Below are 15424 nucleotides of genomic sequence, written 5' to 3' on the forward strand. Positions count from 1 at the left end.
GGCGGCGCTTCGCTCAGGCGGAGCGCCGCCAGCACGCAATCAGCTTCGCGCCGAAGAGGTTGATCGCCAACCCGGCCATCAGCAGCAGGCCGCCGCCGAAATGCACCGGCTGCAGCGCTTCGCCATAGACCATCCAGCCGGCGGCAAGCCCGACCACCGGCACCAGCAGCGAGAACGGCGCCACCTGGTTGGCCGGGTAGCGTGCCAGCAGCCGGCTCCAGATGCCGTAGCCGAGCAGGGTCGCGGCCCAGGCCAGATAGGCCACGGCTGCCGCCGAGCGCAGGCTGAATTGCGCCAGCGCGCTCGTGATCTGCGCCGGCCCCTCGATCAGCAGCGACAGCAGCAGGAAGGGCAGCGGCGGCACCAGGCTGGCCCACACCACCAGTGCCTGCATGTCGACCGGCCGGCCGCGGGCACTGTGTCCGATCTCCCGGGTGACGATGTTGCCGGCGGCCCACATCGTCGCCGCCAGCAGCGTGAGCAGGAAGCCGGCGAGCGGCATCGATACGCCGTGTGCCGAGCCGATCAACGCCAGCCCGCAGCCGGCAAGCAGCAGGCCCGCGACCTGCGGTGCCTGCCACCTTTCCCGCAGCCAGAACGCGGCGAACACCATGGTGAAGAAGGCCTGCGACTGCAGCACCAGCGAGGCCAGGCCGGACGGCATGCCGATGTGGATGGCGCTGAACAGGAAGGCGAACTGCCCCACCGAAATCGTCAGCCCGTAGGCGAGATAGAGCCGGAGCGGCAGCGCCGGGCGGCGGAACAGCAGCACCGCCGGGAAGGCCGCGGCGGTGAAGCGCAGGGCGCCCAGCAGCAGCGGCGGCACCTCGGCCACGCCCGCCTTGATGACGACGAAGTTCGCCCCCCACACCAGGATCACCAGCAGGGCCAGCAGCAGGTCGCGCAGCGTCATCGTCGCCATGTCCTCATGCGGGCGGGAGGGCCGCCCGTCGTGCGGCGACACTGTAGCAGCGGCCGGCGCCTACGATGCGATACACAGTCCGGGTATGCGTTGTGCCACAGTGCAAGGGTGGCGGCGGCTCGCGGGCGCGGGGCGGCGCCGACTTCCGCTACGGGTTGCATCATGAAGAACATCAAATCCATCTACCTGGCCCTGCTGCTCGTCCTCACTGCCCTGTGGCTGGAGGCCGAACCGACCCTGCTCGGCCTGCAGGGCTATTTTCCCTGGCGCGCGGCGATGGTGCGCTACACCGGCATTCTCGCCATCGGCGTCATGAGCCTGGGCATGATGCTGGCCGCGCGGCCTGCCTGGGTGGATGCCCGGCTGGGCGGGCTGGACAAGGGCTACCGCCTGCACAAGTGGCTGGGCATCACCGCGCTGGTGGTGGCCGTCATCCATTTTGTCTGGGCCAAGGGCACGAAATGGATGGTGGGCTGGGGCTGGTTGCAGCGGCCGGTGCGCGGGCCGCGGCCGGAGCAGACCGATCCGGTTCTCCGCTTCTTCGAGCAGCAGGCGCACCTGGCCGAGACCATCGGCGAATGGGCCTTCTACGCCGTAGTGGTGCTGATCGCGCTGGCGCTGATCAAGCGCTTTCCCTATCGCCACTTCTTCAAGACCCACCGCCTGATCCCCATCGCCTACCTGGCGCTGGTGTGGCATGCGGTGATCCTGATGAAGTTCGACTTCTGGCGCGAGCCGGTCGGCCCGGTGGTGGCGCTGCTGCTGGCCGGCGGCACCGTTGCCGCCTTCCTGTCGCTGTTCCGCCGTGTCGGCCACGGCCGCAAGGCGGTGGGCGAGATCGAGGAACTGGTGCGCCACCCGGACAACCGCGTGCTGCGCGTCGTCGTCCGGCTGCTCGGCCGCTGGCCGGGGCACGACGCCGGGCAGTTCGCCTTCGTCACCTTCGACCCGGCCGAAGGGCCGCATCCCTTCACCATCTCGTCGGCCTGGGCGGATGACGGCCGGCTGGTGTTCCTGATCAAGGGCCTGGGCGACTACACCGCCACCCTGCCGGACACGCTCAAGGTGGGCGATCCGGTGACGGTGGAAGGGCCTTATGGCCGCTTCGATTTCGCCGGCAGCAAGCCGCGCCAGGTGTGGGTGGCCGGCGGCATCGGCATCACGCCCTTCGTCGCCCGCCTGCAGGCGCTGGCCGGCCAGTCCGACGGCAAGCACGTCGATCTCTTCTACAGCACCGCCGCACCGGACGAGGGCTTCATCGGCCGCCTGCGCCAGCACGCCGAGCGCGCCGGCGTCGCACTGCACGTGCTGGTCAGCACCCGCGACGGCCGGCTCGACGCCGAGCGCATCCGCCACACGGTGCCCGACTGGCGCAGCGCCGACGTCTGGTTCTGCGGCCCGGCCGCCTTCGGCGACGCGCTGCGGCGCGACTTCACCGGCGGCGGTCTGGCGCAGGCGGACTTCCACCAGGAACTGTTCGAGATGCGCTGAACGGGGATGTCGGTCCTCAGTAGGGCACCGGGTAGTGGTAGTAGCGCCGATTGAGGTAGTGCGTCACCTCGCGGATATCGTCCTCGTTCCAGCCTAGCCCGCCGGTCTCCTGCCAACGCACGACTTCCGTGCGCAGGCCGGGCCAGTCGGCGGCGAGCTTTTTGGCACGCCAGTGCGGCTGGGCGTCGTGGCAGGCGATGCAGTGGGTGGCGTAGAGCAGTTCGCCGCGGGTGGGATCGCGCAGCGCGGGCGTGCCGGGTTCGCCGGCGGCGATGGCCGGGCAGGCGAGCGCCAGCAGGGCGATCAGGGTTGAGGTCTTCATGACGATCTCCTGGCGAAGCCGGCTGGTGATGGAAGCAGTCCGCCGGCGGGTTCAGCGCATCCGCGACGGCAGGCGGATGGTGTTGCCCGCCACCATGAAGCGGCCATAGCCGCGGTGGTGCAGGGTCTGCTGGCCGCGGCGCGCCGGGTCCATCCAGGCCTTGAGCACTTCGAGCACGAAGAAGCCGTAACGCGCCACCAGCGTGGTATCCGCCACCCGGCATTCGAGGTTGGCCTGGCATTCGGCGATCAGCGGTGCGGTCACGATGGCGGCGGGGCGCGGGGTGAGGCCGAAAGTGGCGAACTTGTCGGTGTCGCGCCCCGACCGGTTGCCACAGCCGACCACCGCGTCGGCCAGGTCCACGGTGGGGATGGCGATCACGCATTCGCCGCTGGCGACGAGGTTGGCGTGGCTGTAGTCGCGGTCGCTGAGCACGACGCCGACCAGCGGCGGTTCGAATTCCAGCATCGTGTGCCACGACAGGGTCATGACGTTGGGAACGCCGCCGCGGCTGGTGGCGAGCAGCACCACCGGGCCGGGTTCGAGCAGGCCGTAAACCCTGGAAAGCGGGAAGCTGCGTTTCGCCATGGTCCTTCTCCCCACGCGCCGCCGATGGTGTCGGGCGCATGCCACCATGATCGCGCATCCGCCGGCCGAAAGCACGGTGGCGCAACGCGCCGGCCGGTGAGCGGCGCTGCTATGCTGCCGACCGTTCCGCATCGACGCCCTTACACTGCCCCGCCTGCCGCATGATCGTCGCCGCCACGCCTGCCGACTACGCCGACCGTCCGCTTTATGCGCCGATCGCGCCGATGCTGAGGCGATTCCCCGACGGCTTGCCGGATCTGGCCACGCTGCAGCGGCTGCTCGAGGCGAGCGCGCCGCAGGCCGTCAGCGGCGGCGGTCGGCCGGTTCGCTTCGTGCCGCCCGACGATGCGCTGCCCGCCTACGAGGCGCGCATCCATGCCAGCGGCGAGGTGCCCACCCGTGCCGGCGATTGGCACGACTTCTTCAATGCGCTCGCCTGGTGCGTGTGGCCGCTGGCGAAATCGGCCTGCAATGCGCTGCACGTGCGCGAACTCGCTGCGCGCGAGGCGGCCGGGCTGCCGGGGCGCGGCTCGCGGCGGGACGCGCTGACCCAGTTCGATGAATGCGGCATCGTGGTGGTGACGACCGACGCGGAGATCCCCGCGCTGCTCGCGGCCCATGCCTGGGAGGCGGTGTTCTGGCAGCGGCGCGCCGCGCTGCGCGAGACGACACGGTTCCTCGTCTTCGGCCACGGCAGCTGGGACCAGTTGCGCCAGCCCTTCTTCGGCCTCTGTGCCAAGGCCATCCACCGCGTGGTCGATCCGGCCTGGCTGCGGCTACCGGCGGCCGAGCGCCAGACGGAAACCGATGCCTGGCTGGCGGCGCAGCTTGCCGCCACCTTGCCGACGCTCACGCCGCGTGCGTTCTCGCCGCTGCCGCTGCTCGGCATTCCGGGCGTGACGCCGGACAGCGAGCAGGCCGACTACTACCGCGACACCCGCCAGTTCCGCCCGCGCCGGGCCTGAGCGGGCCGCCTCAGCCGGTGCGCTTGCGCAGCCGCCGGTAGAGCGTGGCACGGCTGATGCCCAGCATCTGTGCGGCGAGGCGCACGTCGCCGTTGGCGGCCTGCGTGTGCCATCGCGATGCCGGCCAGCAGCGCGGCGTAGTTGCCGGGATCGGTGGCGATTTCCGCCGCCCGTGTGCCGGCGGCGCAAAGGCCGAGGCTGGCGAGCAGGGCGGTGGCGAAGGGTTTGAGGCGGGTACAGCCGAAAGCGCATCGGGTTTGCCTGTGCATGGATGGAATCTCCTCGTCTTGTTCTGGGGGTACGGGTGGCCGTCTTTGCGGTCCCGTGACATCCATGGCAAGGAGCGTTCCTGCTTTCAGGCGAGGCGCTGGCGTAAAGCTTGTTACATGAAAACAATGATTTGCGGTCGATGCACGTGGCGCTGGCAATGCGCCACCCTGCTGAAGCTTGAGACGGGCAGTCTCAGTCCGAAACTAAGCCCGAGACTGCCCGCGGCGCTCAGGACTGCGGCACATCGGGCGATGGTGTGTCGCGTGCCGCTTCGGTGCCGGTGATGGAGGTCGCCACCGCCTGCAGGATCTCTTCGGACAAGGCTTCGTCGTCCACCGCGCGCGCCAGCACCAGCGCGCCCACCATGCCGGAGAAGGCGGCGAGCGCCTTCTGCCGCTTCGCGGCCTTGGAGCGGCCGGGCAGCAGCCGGCTGAACACCTCGATCAGCGGGCGCAGGCCAGCGGTCATCGCCTGCCGCACCGCCGGCGTGTGGCGCTGGGCTTCGGCGCCGAGCGCGGCGAAGGCGCAGCCGCGCCCCGGGTGGTCGCGGTGGGCCGGCGACAGGTACCTGGCCAGGATGGTGGGCAGGCCGTCGTCGCCGGCGGTCTCGATGCGCTTCTGCCAGTAGGCCAGCGAATCCGCCAGCGCGCGCGCGCTGGCCTCGGCCATGAGGTCGTCCTTGGAGCCGAAGTGGCCGTAGAAGGCGCCGTGGGTCAGTCCCGCTTCCTTCATCAGGTCGGCCACGCCGATGCCGTCGAAGCCGTGCTCGCGAAACAGCCGCGCGGCCGTCTGCACCACCCGTTCGCGGTTCTCCGCCGCCTGTTCCCTGCTGACTCGCATGTCCGTCCTCCGCTTTGTGCCCGCTCTCATTATAGAGGATGGTCGTAATCAAATTGGAGGCAATTTCGGCTCGGCGCGATGGCGGTCCGTATTGTGGACATCCGCAATTGCCGGGCGGTGACGGGGCGCCGAACAATGGGCCGCTCTCCCCCCGCACGCGTAGCGTGCCAGTCCAGGACGATACGCCCATGCCCACGCTGTTCCGCCGATTCCGCCTTCTCGCCAGCGTGCTGGCGGTCCTTGTCCCGCTTGGGGCCGCCGCGCAGGGGCGCGAGCTGGTGGTCGGCCAGGTGGCGCCGTTTTCCGGTTCGCAGGCGGTGACGGGCAAGGCCATCCACGCCGGCATCAAGCTCTACCTCGACCAGGCCAACGCGCAGGGCGGGGTCAAGGGCGCGCGCATCCGCCTTGCCACCCGCGATGACGCGCAGAAGCCCGAGCAGACGGTGGCGCTGGTGCGCGAGCTGATCCAGCAGGAAGCGCCGGTGGCGCTGATCGGCACCGTCGGCACCACCAACGTCGATGCGCTGATCGCCGACGGCGTGCTGCAGCGCGCCGGCCTGCCGCTGGTGGGCGCGGTGTCCGGCGCGTCGAGCGCAATCGCCGGGCGCAACGTGTTCGTCACCAAGGCCAGCTACCACGACGAGGTCAATCGCCTGTTCAAGAGCCTGGCCGGGCTGGGCATGACGCGGGTGGGCCTGGTGTTCCAGGACGACGCGCTCGGCCGGGACGTCATCGTCGGAGCCGACGCGGCGGCGCCGCGCAACGGCATCAGCCTGATCGCACGGGCCGGCTACGAGCGCAATACGATCAAGGTGGAGCAGGCGGTGGAGGCGATGATCAAGGCCAATCCGCAGGTCGTCTTCCTCGGCGCTACCACCGCGGCGGCGATCGAGTTCGTGCGCCAGTACCGCGCCCGCGGCGGCGACGCCACGCTGTACGGGCTGTCCATCATCGACACCCGCCAGCTGCTCGCCCAGCTCGGCCCCGCCGGCGCGCGCGGCTTTGCCTTCTCGGTGGTGCTGCCGCTGGAAAGCCAGCAGACCATAGAGGTGAACCGCGAATACCTGCGCCTGCGCGAGCAGAGCAAGGATCCCGACCTGTCCGGCCGCTCCATCGAAGGCTTCATCGCCGCCAAGGCCCTGGTGCACGCGCTGCGCAACGCCGAGGGCACGCCGACCGGCGGCGCGGTGCTGAAGAGCCTGCAGGCGATGCGCAAGGTCGATCTCGGCGGCTACACGCTGGACTTCGGCCAGCCCGGCCGGCCGGGGTCGAGCTACGTCGATTTCGCCATGCTGGGCGATGGCGGCAAGGTGGTGCACTAAGCCTTGCGCCCCGCGGCGGCGTCTTTCAGCCGGCCGCCAGCACCCGCCGCATCCGCGCATTGCGCAGCCGCTCGCCGCGCACCGTCACCACCTGTTCGCTCACGATCGTGAAGCCGTGGCGGCGGAAGAAGGGCTGGGCTGTCAGGCTGACGTCGGCATACAGCTGCGCCAGGCCGAGCGTGCCCGCATGCTGCTCGATGGCCCGCATCAGCGCGGCGCCTACACCGCGGCCGGCGGCGAAGCCCGCCACGAAGAACTGGTCGATGTAGCCGTCGGCCTGCACATCGGCATAGCCGGCGATGCGGCCGTCCAGCTCCGCCACCCAGGGCGCGTTGCGTGCGATGCGCGTCTCCCACGCCGCACCCGGATACACCGCCGGTGCCCAGGCGTCGATCTGCGCCGGCGAGTAGTCTGCGCTGGCCGTTTCCCGCACCGAGGACTGGAACACCGCCCACAGCGCGCGGGCTTCGCCTTCGGCCAGCGGCCGGATCCGGATCATGGGTGTTCTCCCGCGGCCGTCCGTGCGGCGGCGCGCCGCCATACCCAAAGTTCCCCGGCTTCCGGATGCATCAGGTTGCCGGCCCGCTCGAAGCCGAGCTTGTCGAGGACGCGGCCGGATGCGTGGTTGTCCGGCTGGCTGGACGCCCTCACCACCGGCACGCCGTGTTCGGCGGCAATCGCGATCAGCGCTGCGGCCATGCGTGTCGCCACGCCCTGGCCTTCGTTTTCCGGGAAGGTGAAGTAGGCGATCTCCACGCCGTCGTCGTCGGGCGGCGCCTTGAAGGCGCAGGCGCCAACCAGGCTGCCCGCTTCCTCCGCCAGGTAGGCCATCCACGGCGACACCGGGCCAGCGGCCGGGTAATTCGCCAGATTGGCCTCGCACAGCGCGCGCAGGAAAGCGGAGCCGGCTACCGGGCTGGTCGCGAGGAGAGCATGGGTGATGGGGATCAGGGGCATCGGGGCGCGTGCTCGGTATGCGGAAGGGATGTTGAACCCGCCGCGCCCGGGAGGCAATTGCAGCCCGGTCGGCGCAGCCGGTTCCGGCATCCTGCCTGGCCAATATGTCGAGCACATGCCCAATGCGTTTGTGCCGCGAGCGCTGGACGCCCGCGGCGCGTGCGCGTCAGGCCGGTACGGCATCCACGCCTCCCGCGTGCGGCCCTTCGACTGCCGGGCGACGCGTCGTCGCATCTGCCCAGGCGAGCGCCGCATCGGCAATCTCCTCCCAGCCGGGCGCCGCGATCAGGTAGTGGTTGCGCCCGGGGAAGCTGAGCAGCTTGGTGGTGGCGGGCGATGCGGCGTATTTCTGCAACTGCTGGCGGACCATGGCGGGTTCCTCCGTGCAATAGCCCGCGGCTTCGAAGCGCGCCTGCCACGGCGCCCACACCGCGGGCGTGAGCCAGGCGCCGTGAATGAAAAGGACGGTCTTGGACATGTTTGCCCTCCTTGGGGATGCGGCGGCGCGGCGGTCGCCGCGCCGCCGGCCGTCAGTCGAACTTGACGAGATTGAGTGCCGGCAACGGGCCGCCGGGGAACTGGGCGAGGCGGCCGCCGACCTCCAGCGTGCCGAGGTCGATGCCGAAGAAGCCGAGCTGCGCGATCAACGCGCCGACCTCGGCCTTGGCACGGGCGTCGTCGCCCGAGAAGAACAGCACGCGCCGTCCGCCCTCGGCCGCCGGATCGCTGGCCAGCAAATGCGCCTGCAGGTGGTTGAAAGCCTTGACCACGCGGGCGCCGGGCACCCGTTCGGCGAACACCGCGCTGGAGACGCGGCCGGCCAGGTCGACCGGCTTGAACAGCGGAGCCTCGATCGGGTTGTTGGCGTCGATGACGATGCGGCCGCCGAAGTCCGGCAGGCCGGCGAGGGCCGTGGGCAGCTTCGACCAATTCACCGCCACCAGCACGATGTCCTGCGCGGCGGCTTCCTCGCGGCTGCCGGCGCGGATCGTCGGCCCGAGCCTGGCGGCCAGTTCCTGCAGCGAGGCCGGGCCGCGGCTGTTGGCGATGACGGCGGGGATGCCCTTGGTGGCGAGGGCGGTGGCGAAGGCGGTACCGATGGCGCCGGCGCCGAGGATGCCGATGGTTTTCATGAGATGTGCTCCTTGAAGGGGATGGGGGTGGGTTCAGGCGGTGAAGCCGCCGTCGGCGACGATGTCGGCGCCGGTGACGAAGGCGGCGGCGGGGCTGGCGAGGAAGGCGACGACCGTGGCAATTTCCTGCGGCTGGCCGTAGCGGCCGATGGCCATGCCCGGGCCGACGATCTTGCTGACCGGGCCGCCGTCCGGGTTCATGTCGGTGTCGGTGGGGCCGGGATGGACGGTGTTCACCGTGATGCCGCGCGGGCCGAGGTCGCGCACCAGGCTGCGGTTGAAGCCGGTGACCGCGCCCTTGGTCAGGGTGTAGAGCGAGGCGCCGGGAAAGGCGGCGTAGCGCGTCATCGACGAGCCGATGTGGATCACCCGGCCGCCCTGTTGCATGTGGCGGGTGGCTTCCTGGGTGGCGACGAAGACGCCGGTGACGTTGACCGCGATCATGCGTTCGTAGTCCTCGAAGGCGATGTCGCCGATCGGGCCGCCGAGCGCGATGCCGGCGTTGTTCACCAGGATGTCGAGGCGGCCGAAGGTTTCGACCGTGTGCGCCACCGCGGCGCGCACCGCGTCCGGATTGCCGGCGTCCGCCGCGATGGCGAGCGCGCGGCCGCCGGCGGCCTCGATGTCGCGGACGACCTCGGCGGCACGCGCCGGCGAGGCGCTGTAGGTGAAGGCAACGGTGGCGCCGTCGGCGGCCAGGCGCTTGACGATGGCGGCGCCGATGGAACGCGAACCGCCGGTGACGAGGGCGACCTTGCCGGCGAGAGGAAGGGTGTGGGAAGACATGGCTGTGTGCTCCGTGTGTGGTTGAGGTGGAGCCACTTTCGCCGATCCATTGCCGCTTGATTAGCCGGTAATTACTTGAATGATTTTCAAGCTTTAGTATAAGGTAGGGCGATGGAAACCCTCGCCAACCTCGAATCCTTCGTCCGCAGCGCCGAAACCGGCAGCTTCTCCGCCGCCGCGCGCCGGCTGGCGCTGACGCCGGCGGCGGTCAGCCGCAACGTCGCCATGCTGGAGCGCAACCTCGGCCTGCGGCTGTTCCAGCGCTCCACCCGCAAGCTCACGCTCACCGAGGCCGGCGAGCGCTTCCTCGCCGCCATCGGCGGCAATCTCGACGCCCTGCAGACGGCCATCGCCGAAGCCGGCAGCGCGCAGGGGGAACCGGCCGGCGTGCTCAAGCTCAGCCTGCCGCCCACCTTCGGCCTCAGCCATGTGCTGCCGCTGCTGCCGGAATTCCTCGCGCGCCATCCGCGCGTGCGGCCGGAATGGCACTTCGAGAACCGCCAGGTGGATCTGATCGCGGAGGGCTACGATGCCGCCATCGGCGGCGGCTTCGAGCTGACGCCGGGGGTGGTGGCGCGCGCGCTGGCGCCGGCGCACATCGTCGCGGTGGCGGCGCCGGGGTTGGCGGCGGGGCGCGCGCCGCTGGTGGACCCCGCCGGGCTGGCCGGGTGGCCGGGCATCGTCATGCGTTCGGGGCGCAGCGGTCGGGTGCGCCACTGGACGATGCGCGACCTCGCCGGCCGGGAGATGGCGGCGCCGCTGGCCGAGACCATCGTGGTGAACGATCCGGCGGCGATGCGCGATGCGGCGGCGCTCGGGCTGGGCGTGACGATGCTGGCGCTGCCCGATGCGCTGCCCCTGCTGGAGCGGGGCGAACTCGTACGGCTGCTGCCGCACTGGTATGCCGATGCCGGCGCGATCTCGCTCTACTACCCCGGCCGCAGCCTGATGCCGGCCAAGACGCGCGCCTTTGTCGATTTCATCGTCGAGGCCTTCGCGCGGGAGCGCTACGCCGAACGCTTCGCCGGCAGCCTGGGCTGATCCGCGCGCCCGTTCAGGCGCCGGTTCAGGTGCTGGGTCAGGCTGCGACGGCGCCCGGCTTGGCGGCCGCCTCGCGTCCGTCCGCATCGAAGCGGCGGCGGAAATCGAAGGCGTCCGGTCCGGGGCCGTCGCGGCCGAGCAGGGCCAGGCGCGCGAGCGCTTCGTCCGCACGCGGGCGGTGGCCGTCGGCCACCCACCACATCACCAGGTGAGGGCCGCTGGGGCGCTCGAACCAGTCGCGCCGGCTGCCCAGCGGGCGCTTGTGCAGCGACTGGTAGGTGAAGGCGAAGAGCGCATCGACGTCGCGCCACACCGACAGATTGATGAGCATCAGCGGGTCGTCGGGCACGCTGGTGTTGCCCAGCCGGGCGTCGCCCTCGAAGCGCCAGACGAAGCCGGGGCTGGCCTCGGCGAGGGCGTTGATCTCGTCGAGCTGGTCCACGAAACCGGCCAGTTGCGGAGAATCGATGGGGGCGAGCAGGCGGGCGACGTTGAGTTGGGCGAGTTGCATGGTCGGAAGGGGCGTGGGGTGATGACGGCGGCAATGGTGGCCGCTGGCGCGCCGCGGATCAAACGAGCTGTTTTCACGCAGCTGTGAGCGCGGCTCACGCGGGTCCGGCGAGCGCTGCACGGTCGGCTTCGGCCTCGGCCCGCAGCCAGGCGATGAAGCGCTCGCGCAGCGGGCTGTCGGCGCGGCGCTGCGGCATCACCAGCCAGTAGGCCCAGCGCCGCGGGTTGCCTTCGGCGTCCAGGCCGACGGCCGGCGGCAGGCCCTGGTGCGGCGCGTAGTGGAGCGGCACCTCGATGTCGAAGGGGCGCACCAGCCGCCCTTCGCGCAGCGCCCGCAGCGCCAGGCTGCGCCGCGCCAGCGCGATGCCCTGGCCGTCGATGGCGGCCTGCACCACCAGGCCGGAATCGTTCAGCGCCAGCCCGCGCGCCGGCTCGTCCCAATCCAGACCGGCGGCGCGAAACCACGGCAGCCAATCCTCGCCCACCGAGCGCAGCAGCGGCAGGCCGGCGAGCGCCGCCGGCTCGCGCGGCACGCCACCGGCGAAGTGCGGACTCAGCACCGGGAACATCACATCGTCCATGAAGGGCTCGCAATGCACCCCGGCATAGCCGCCAAAGCCCCAGCGGATGGCGAGGTCGGTGCCGTCGCGGGCGAAGTCGGTAATCGCGTCCGACGACAGCACGTTGAGTTCGCAACCGGGGTTGGCGTCGAGAAAGGCGGCCAGCCGCGGCGCCAGCCAGCGCCCGGCAAAGGAGGGCATCACGCTCACCGACAGCCGGTTGGGATTGCGCTGGCGCCGGATCGCCGCCAGCGCGTCGGCGATCTGGCGCAGCGCGGCGTTGGTGGCGTGCAGCAGCTCGGCGCCGGCCGGCGTCAGCGTCATGGTCCGGCCCTGACGGGCGAAGAGCGCGAGACCAAGCTGTTCCTCCAGCGCGCGGATCTGGTGGCTGACCGCGCCGTGGGTCACATGCAGCTCGTCTGCGGCGCGGCTGTAGCTGAGCAGGCGGGCGGCGGCTTCGAAGGTGCGCAGGGCGGGGAGTGGCGGCAGTTTTCCGGGAGCGTCCATCTGTGCGGTGTCCGACGGGGGCAGGAGTGGGCGGATTGTCGCCCGAAACGCGGCCATCGCAGCCGGCGTTGCGATGCCGCCGGGATGGAACGTGGCGCGTGGCCGGCATGCTAAGCTGAATGCACCCATCCGCAGGCGCCGGCCTGCAGGCATCGCACCCGAGAACAATCAGGAGACACCATGCCCGGACTGCTGCCCGACATCGATCCCGACGGCCTGCTGGAATTTTCCGTCGTCTATACCGACCGCGCCCTCAACCACATGTCCAAGCGCTTCCAGGGGGTGATGAAGGACATCTCCTCCATCCTCAAGGAGGTCTATCACGCCCGCTCGGCGGTGCTGGTGCCCGGCAGCGGCACCTTCGGCATGGAGGCGGTGGCGCGCCAGTTCGCCACCGGGAAGAAGACCCTGGTGATCCGCAACGGCTGGTTCAGCTACCGCTGGACGCAGATCTTCGAGATGGGCGCGATCCCCGCCGAATCGGTGGTGCTGAAGGCGCGCCGGGTGGCAGACGCACCCGAGGCGCCGTGGATTCCCTGCCCGGTGGAGGAAGTGGTGGCGGCGATCCGCCGCCAGCGCCCGGACGTGGTGTTCGCGCCGCATGTGGAAACCGCCGCCGGCATGATCCTGCCCGACGACTACCTGCGCGCGGTGGCCGAGGCCACCCACGAGGTCGGCGGCCTCTTCGTGCTCGACTGCATCGCCTCCGGCGCAATCTGGGTGGATATGGAAGCGACCGGCGTCGACGTGCTGGTGAGCGCGCCGCAGAAGGGCTGGAGCAGCTCGCCGGCCTGCGCGATGGTGATGCTGTCCGGGCGCGCCCGTGCCGCCATCGACGCCACCACCAGCACCAGCTTCGCCTGCGACCTCAAGAAGTGGCTGCAGATCATGGAGGCCTACGAGAACGGCGGCCACGCCTACCACGCCACCATGCCCACCGATGCGCTGCTGCGGCTGCGCGAGGCGATGGCGGAAACCCGCGCCTACGGCTTCGACAGGGTGCGCGCGGAGCAGCTCGAACTCGGCCGCAAGGTGCGCGAGCTGTTCGAGCGCCGCGGCATCCGCAGCGTCGCCGCGGCGGGCTATCAGGCGCCGGGCGTGGTGGTCAGCTACACCCGCGACCCGGAGGTCCAGAGCAGCCGCAAATTCCTCGCGCTCGGGCTGCAGACCGCTGCCGGTGTGCCGCTGCAGTGCGACGAGCCGGCCGATTTCTCCACCTTCCGCGTCGGCCTGTTCGGCCTGGAAAAGCTGCACAACGTGGACCGCAGCGTGGCCCATCTGGCGGCGGCGCTGGACCGGATGGGCCTGCGCGAAGCGGAGGAAAGCCAGCGCTGAGTTCGGGCGGCATATTTCTGTAACCTCGGCGTGGGATGATCGCGGCCCGTTTTTTTGCCCGGGCCGTCCACTCATGCGTCGCCTGTTTCTGCTGTTGAGCCTCGGTTTCGCGTGTAGCTTCGCCGCCCGTGCGGACGAGGCCGCGCTCCTGCGCGGCGCGGGTTCGTCCGCCGCGCAGCCCGTCTACGCGACCTGGGCGCAGGCCTATGCTGCCGAGCGTGGCGTGCGCCTCGAATACGATGCGGCCGGCTCCGGGGCCGGCATCAAGAAGGTGCTGGCCGGCGAGGCGGATTTCGGCGCTTCCGACCTGGTGCCGGCTGCCGACGCCTTGCAGGGCCGCGACATGGTGGTGGTGCCGACCGCGGTCACCGGCGCGGTGCCGGTGGTGAACCTGCCGGGCGTGGCGGGCGGTGCCCTGCGCCTGGACGGCACCACCCTGGCGGACATCTTCGCCGGCCATATCCGGCGCTGGAACGACGCCGCGATCCGCAGCCTCAATCCCGGCCTCAAGCTGCCCGATCTTGCGATCCAGCGGATCGTGCGCAGCGACGGCTCCGGCACCACCTGGAACTTCGCCGACTATCTGGCCAAGGCCAGTCCGCGCTGGCGGGCGGACTTCGGTGTCGCCACCCGCTTCGACTGGAAAGGCGAGGTGACGGCGGTGAAGGGCAGCGGCGGCGTGGTCGACGCGGTGTCGCGCACGCCGGGCGCAATCGCTTACGTGGATTACAACTACGTGGTGCGCCACGCGCTCACCGCGGTCGCGCTGCGCAACCGCGACGGCGCCTTCGTGAGCGCGAACATCGACAGCTTCGCTGCGGCGCTGGCAGCCAGCCCGTGGCCGCGTAGCGGCGACTTCTCGGCCACCCTGACCGATCAGGTCGGCAGCCGGAGCTGGCCCATCACCATGGGCACCTTCATCGTCCTTCCCCGCCGCAGCAGCGCGCCCGGCGTGCGGCGCGCGGTCGAGTTCTTCACTTGGGCCTTCATGCACGGCGACGAACTGGTGAAGACCAGCCACTTCGTCCGCCTGCCCGACAGCGTGCAGGCCAAGGCCTTCCGCGGTTTGTCCTCGGTGACGGACGACGCCGGCAATCCCATCGGCTTCACCGGGCTGGGGCGGCGCTGAGGCTGCCGGCCGCCCCGCCGGATCGGCTCCGTCCTCAGCCGGCCTTGCGCCGGTCGGCGAAGTCGATGTGCATCACGCGCTGGCGCCGTTCCACCAGCGGGCTGGCGGCGTAGGGCGTCTGCATGCCGCTGGCGTCGCCGGTGGCGCGCGGCGAGTAGCCGGTCAGCGTGCTCATGCTGGCCTGGGCCATCGCCATCACCTCGAACCAGGCGCGGGTCAGCGCCATCAGCTTGAGCGCGTTGGCTTCATCCAGCACTTCGGGGGTGGAGGACGGCTTCGCCGCGGCTTCGCCCGCGCCCTCCGCCGGTTCGCCCTTGCGCAGGCCCATCTCGGCGATGGCGATGTTGGACATCTCGCTGGTGATCTGCAGCAGGCGCTCTCGCAGGGCAACGTTGAGGGTGTTCACCCGCACCACGGTCTGCATGCTGAGCTTGGCCTGGCCCACGTGCCAGAGGCGTGGTGGATCTTCCCATTGGCATGAGGTGCCGTCGCTGTTGGCGCCCGCCTCCTGCCAGTCGAGTGCCGCCTTCAGCTGCATGTCCCATGGGGTTTCGGCTACGCCGGCTTCGTCCACGGGGGGAAAGAACTCGCAACCTGCGCTGTACAGGATGCCGCTATGGGTGTGCTGTGCTTGCATGGTGTGGTCTCCTTTCTGGTCGGTCTGTTGCCGGTTGCAGCTTCGCCTGGGCGGCGCAGCCGTCTGCTATGAAGAGTAGGTGATGAGCCGTGACATTTCCGTGTCACGC

19 protein-coding genes are annotated in these 15424 nt (G+C 70.5%); 6 read left to right on the forward strand and 13 right to left on the reverse strand.

Annotated features, from left to right (window positions below; genetic code table 11):
• Nucleotides 1–13: 13 nt before the first annotated feature.
• Nucleotides 14–913, reverse strand: a complete 900-nt coding sequence (locus CJ010_RS02105) for an EamA family transporter (RefSeq protein WP_141016506.1) — start codon at nucleotides 911–913, stop codon at nucleotides 14–16.
• Nucleotides 914–1084: 171 nt separating this feature from the next.
• Between CJ010_RS02105 and CJ010_RS02110 the strand changes: the two genes are divergently transcribed.
• Nucleotides 1085–2413 (forward strand): ferric reductase-like transmembrane domain-containing protein, encoded by a 1329-nt coding sequence (locus tag CJ010_RS02110; protein ID WP_141016507.1) that lies wholly within the window; start codon nucleotides 1085–1087, stop codon nucleotides 2411–2413.
• A gap of 16 nt (nucleotides 2414–2429) precedes the next feature.
• On the opposite strand, the gene CJ010_RS02115 is transcribed toward CJ010_RS02110, so the two are convergent.
• Together CJ010_RS02115 and CJ010_RS02120 are read right to left on the reverse strand one after the other, a co-directional pair.
• On the reverse strand, nucleotides 2430–2735 hold the full coding sequence (locus tag CJ010_RS02115; RefSeq protein WP_141016508.1) for a hypothetical protein: 306 nt from the start codon (nucleotides 2733–2735) through the stop codon (nucleotides 2430–2432).
• Between the two features lie 51 nt (nucleotides 2736–2786).
• Nucleotides 2787–3323 (reverse strand): flavin reductase family protein, encoded by a 537-nt coding sequence (locus tag CJ010_RS02120; RefSeq protein WP_141016509.1) that lies wholly within the window; start codon nucleotides 3321–3323, stop codon nucleotides 2787–2789.
• Between the two features lie 161 nt (nucleotides 3324–3484).
• Between CJ010_RS02120 and CJ010_RS02125 the strand changes: the two genes are divergently transcribed.
• On the forward strand, nucleotides 3485–4288 hold the full coding sequence (locus CJ010_RS02125; protein WP_141016510.1) for a DUF3025 domain-containing protein: 804 nt from the start codon (nucleotides 3485–3487) through the stop codon (nucleotides 4286–4288).
• Between the two features lie 10 nt (nucleotides 4289–4298).
• Here the strand turns inward: CJ010_RS02125 and CJ010_RS25685 are convergent, their stop codons facing one another.
• A complete protein-coding gene (locus tag CJ010_RS25685) occupies nucleotides 4299–4619 on the reverse strand; it encodes a helix-turn-helix domain-containing protein (RefSeq protein ID WP_371415700.1) in 321 nt (106 codons plus the stop codon).
• Nucleotides 4620–4786: 167 nt separating this feature from the next.
• Nucleotides 4787–5398 (reverse strand): TetR/AcrR family transcriptional regulator, encoded by a 612-nt coding sequence (locus CJ010_RS02135; RefSeq protein ID WP_141016512.1) that lies wholly within the window; start codon nucleotides 5396–5398, stop codon nucleotides 4787–4789.
• A 188-nt stretch (nucleotides 5399–5586) separates the two neighbouring features.
• Here CJ010_RS02135 and CJ010_RS02140 point away from each other — a divergent pair, with 188 nt between their 5' ends.
• Nucleotides 5587–6720 carry an ABC transporter substrate-binding protein gene (locus CJ010_RS02140; protein ID WP_141016513.1) on the forward strand — a complete coding sequence of 378 codons (1134 nt, stop codon included), beginning with the start codon at nucleotides 5587–5589 and terminating at the stop codon, nucleotides 6718–6720.
• A gap of 25 nt (nucleotides 6721–6745) precedes the next feature.
• Here the strand turns inward: CJ010_RS02140 and CJ010_RS02145 are convergent, their stop codons facing one another.
• The 5 genes from CJ010_RS02145 to CJ010_RS02165 all read right to left on the reverse strand — a co-directional run bounded on the left by CJ010_RS02145 (nucleotide 6746) and on the right by CJ010_RS02165 (nucleotide 9596).
• Complete coding sequence (locus tag CJ010_RS02145; RefSeq protein WP_141016514.1) at nucleotides 6746–7219, reverse strand: GNAT family N-acetyltransferase; 474 nt, start codon at nucleotides 7217–7219, stop codon at nucleotides 6746–6748.
• A complete protein-coding gene (locus CJ010_RS25080; protein WP_168224886.1) occupies nucleotides 7216–7677 on the reverse strand; it encodes a GNAT family N-acetyltransferase in 462 nt (153 codons plus the stop codon). The genes CJ010_RS02145 and CJ010_RS25080 overlap by 4 nt, the downstream gene beginning before the upstream one ends.
• Nucleotides 7678–7843: 166 nt before the next feature.
• Entirely contained in the window at nucleotides 7844–8155 is a 312-nt protein-coding gene (locus CJ010_RS02155; protein WP_141016516.1) for a hypothetical protein, read from the reverse strand.
• 52 nt (nucleotides 8156–8207) lie between these two features.
• Entirely contained in the window at nucleotides 8208–8810 is a 603-nt protein-coding gene (locus CJ010_RS02160) for an NADPH-dependent F420 reductase (RefSeq protein ID WP_141016517.1), read from the reverse strand.
• A 33-nt stretch (nucleotides 8811–8843) separates the two neighbouring features.
• A complete protein-coding gene (locus tag CJ010_RS02165; RefSeq protein ID WP_141016518.1) occupies nucleotides 8844–9596 on the reverse strand; it encodes a 3-oxoacyl-ACP reductase family protein in 753 nt (250 codons plus the stop codon).
• A gap of 111 nt (nucleotides 9597–9707) precedes the next feature.
• Between CJ010_RS02165 and CJ010_RS02170 the strand changes: the two genes are divergently transcribed.
• A complete protein-coding gene (locus CJ010_RS02170; protein WP_141016519.1) occupies nucleotides 9708–10637 on the forward strand; it encodes a LysR family transcriptional regulator in 930 nt (309 codons plus the stop codon).
• 37 nt (nucleotides 10638–10674) lie between these two features.
• Here CJ010_RS02170 and CJ010_RS02175 read toward each other — a convergent pair whose 3' ends face one another.
• Both CJ010_RS02175 and gcvA read right to left on the reverse strand, forming a co-directional pair.
• Nucleotides 10675–11148 (reverse strand): DUF3291 domain-containing protein, encoded by a 474-nt coding sequence (locus tag CJ010_RS02175; RefSeq protein WP_141016520.1) that lies wholly within the window; start codon nucleotides 11146–11148, stop codon nucleotides 10675–10677.
• Between the two features lie 94 nt (nucleotides 11149–11242).
• Nucleotides 11243–12214, reverse strand: a complete 972-nt coding sequence (gene gcvA / locus CJ010_RS02180) for a transcriptional regulator GcvA (RefSeq protein WP_141016521.1) — start codon at nucleotides 12212–12214, stop codon at nucleotides 11243–11245.
• Nucleotides 12215–12394: 180 nt separating this feature from the next.
• Between gcvA and CJ010_RS02185 the strand changes: the two genes are divergently transcribed.
• Both CJ010_RS02185 and pstS read left to right on the forward strand, forming a co-directional pair.
• Nucleotides 12395–13549, forward strand: coding sequence for an aminotransferase class V-fold PLP-dependent enzyme (locus CJ010_RS02185; protein ID WP_141016522.1), 1155 nt, complete (start codon nucleotides 12395–12397; stop codon nucleotides 13547–13549).
• A 73-nt stretch (nucleotides 13550–13622) separates the two neighbouring features.
• Nucleotides 13623–14678, forward strand: coding sequence for a phosphate ABC transporter substrate-binding protein PstS (gene pstS, locus CJ010_RS02190; RefSeq protein ID WP_141016523.1), 1056 nt, complete (start codon nucleotides 13623–13625; stop codon nucleotides 14676–14678).
• A 34-nt stretch (nucleotides 14679–14712) separates the two neighbouring features.
• Here pstS and CJ010_RS02195 read toward each other — a convergent pair whose 3' ends face one another.
• Nucleotides 14713–15315, reverse strand: coding sequence for a hypothetical protein (locus CJ010_RS02195; protein WP_141016524.1), 603 nt, complete (start codon nucleotides 15313–15315; stop codon nucleotides 14713–14715).
• Nucleotides 15316–15424: the final 109 nt, after the last annotated feature.

Source organism: Azoarcus sp. DD4 (assembly GCF_006496635.1).
Classification (GTDB): Bacteria; Pseudomonadota; Gammaproteobacteria; order Burkholderiales; family Rhodocyclaceae; genus Azoarcus.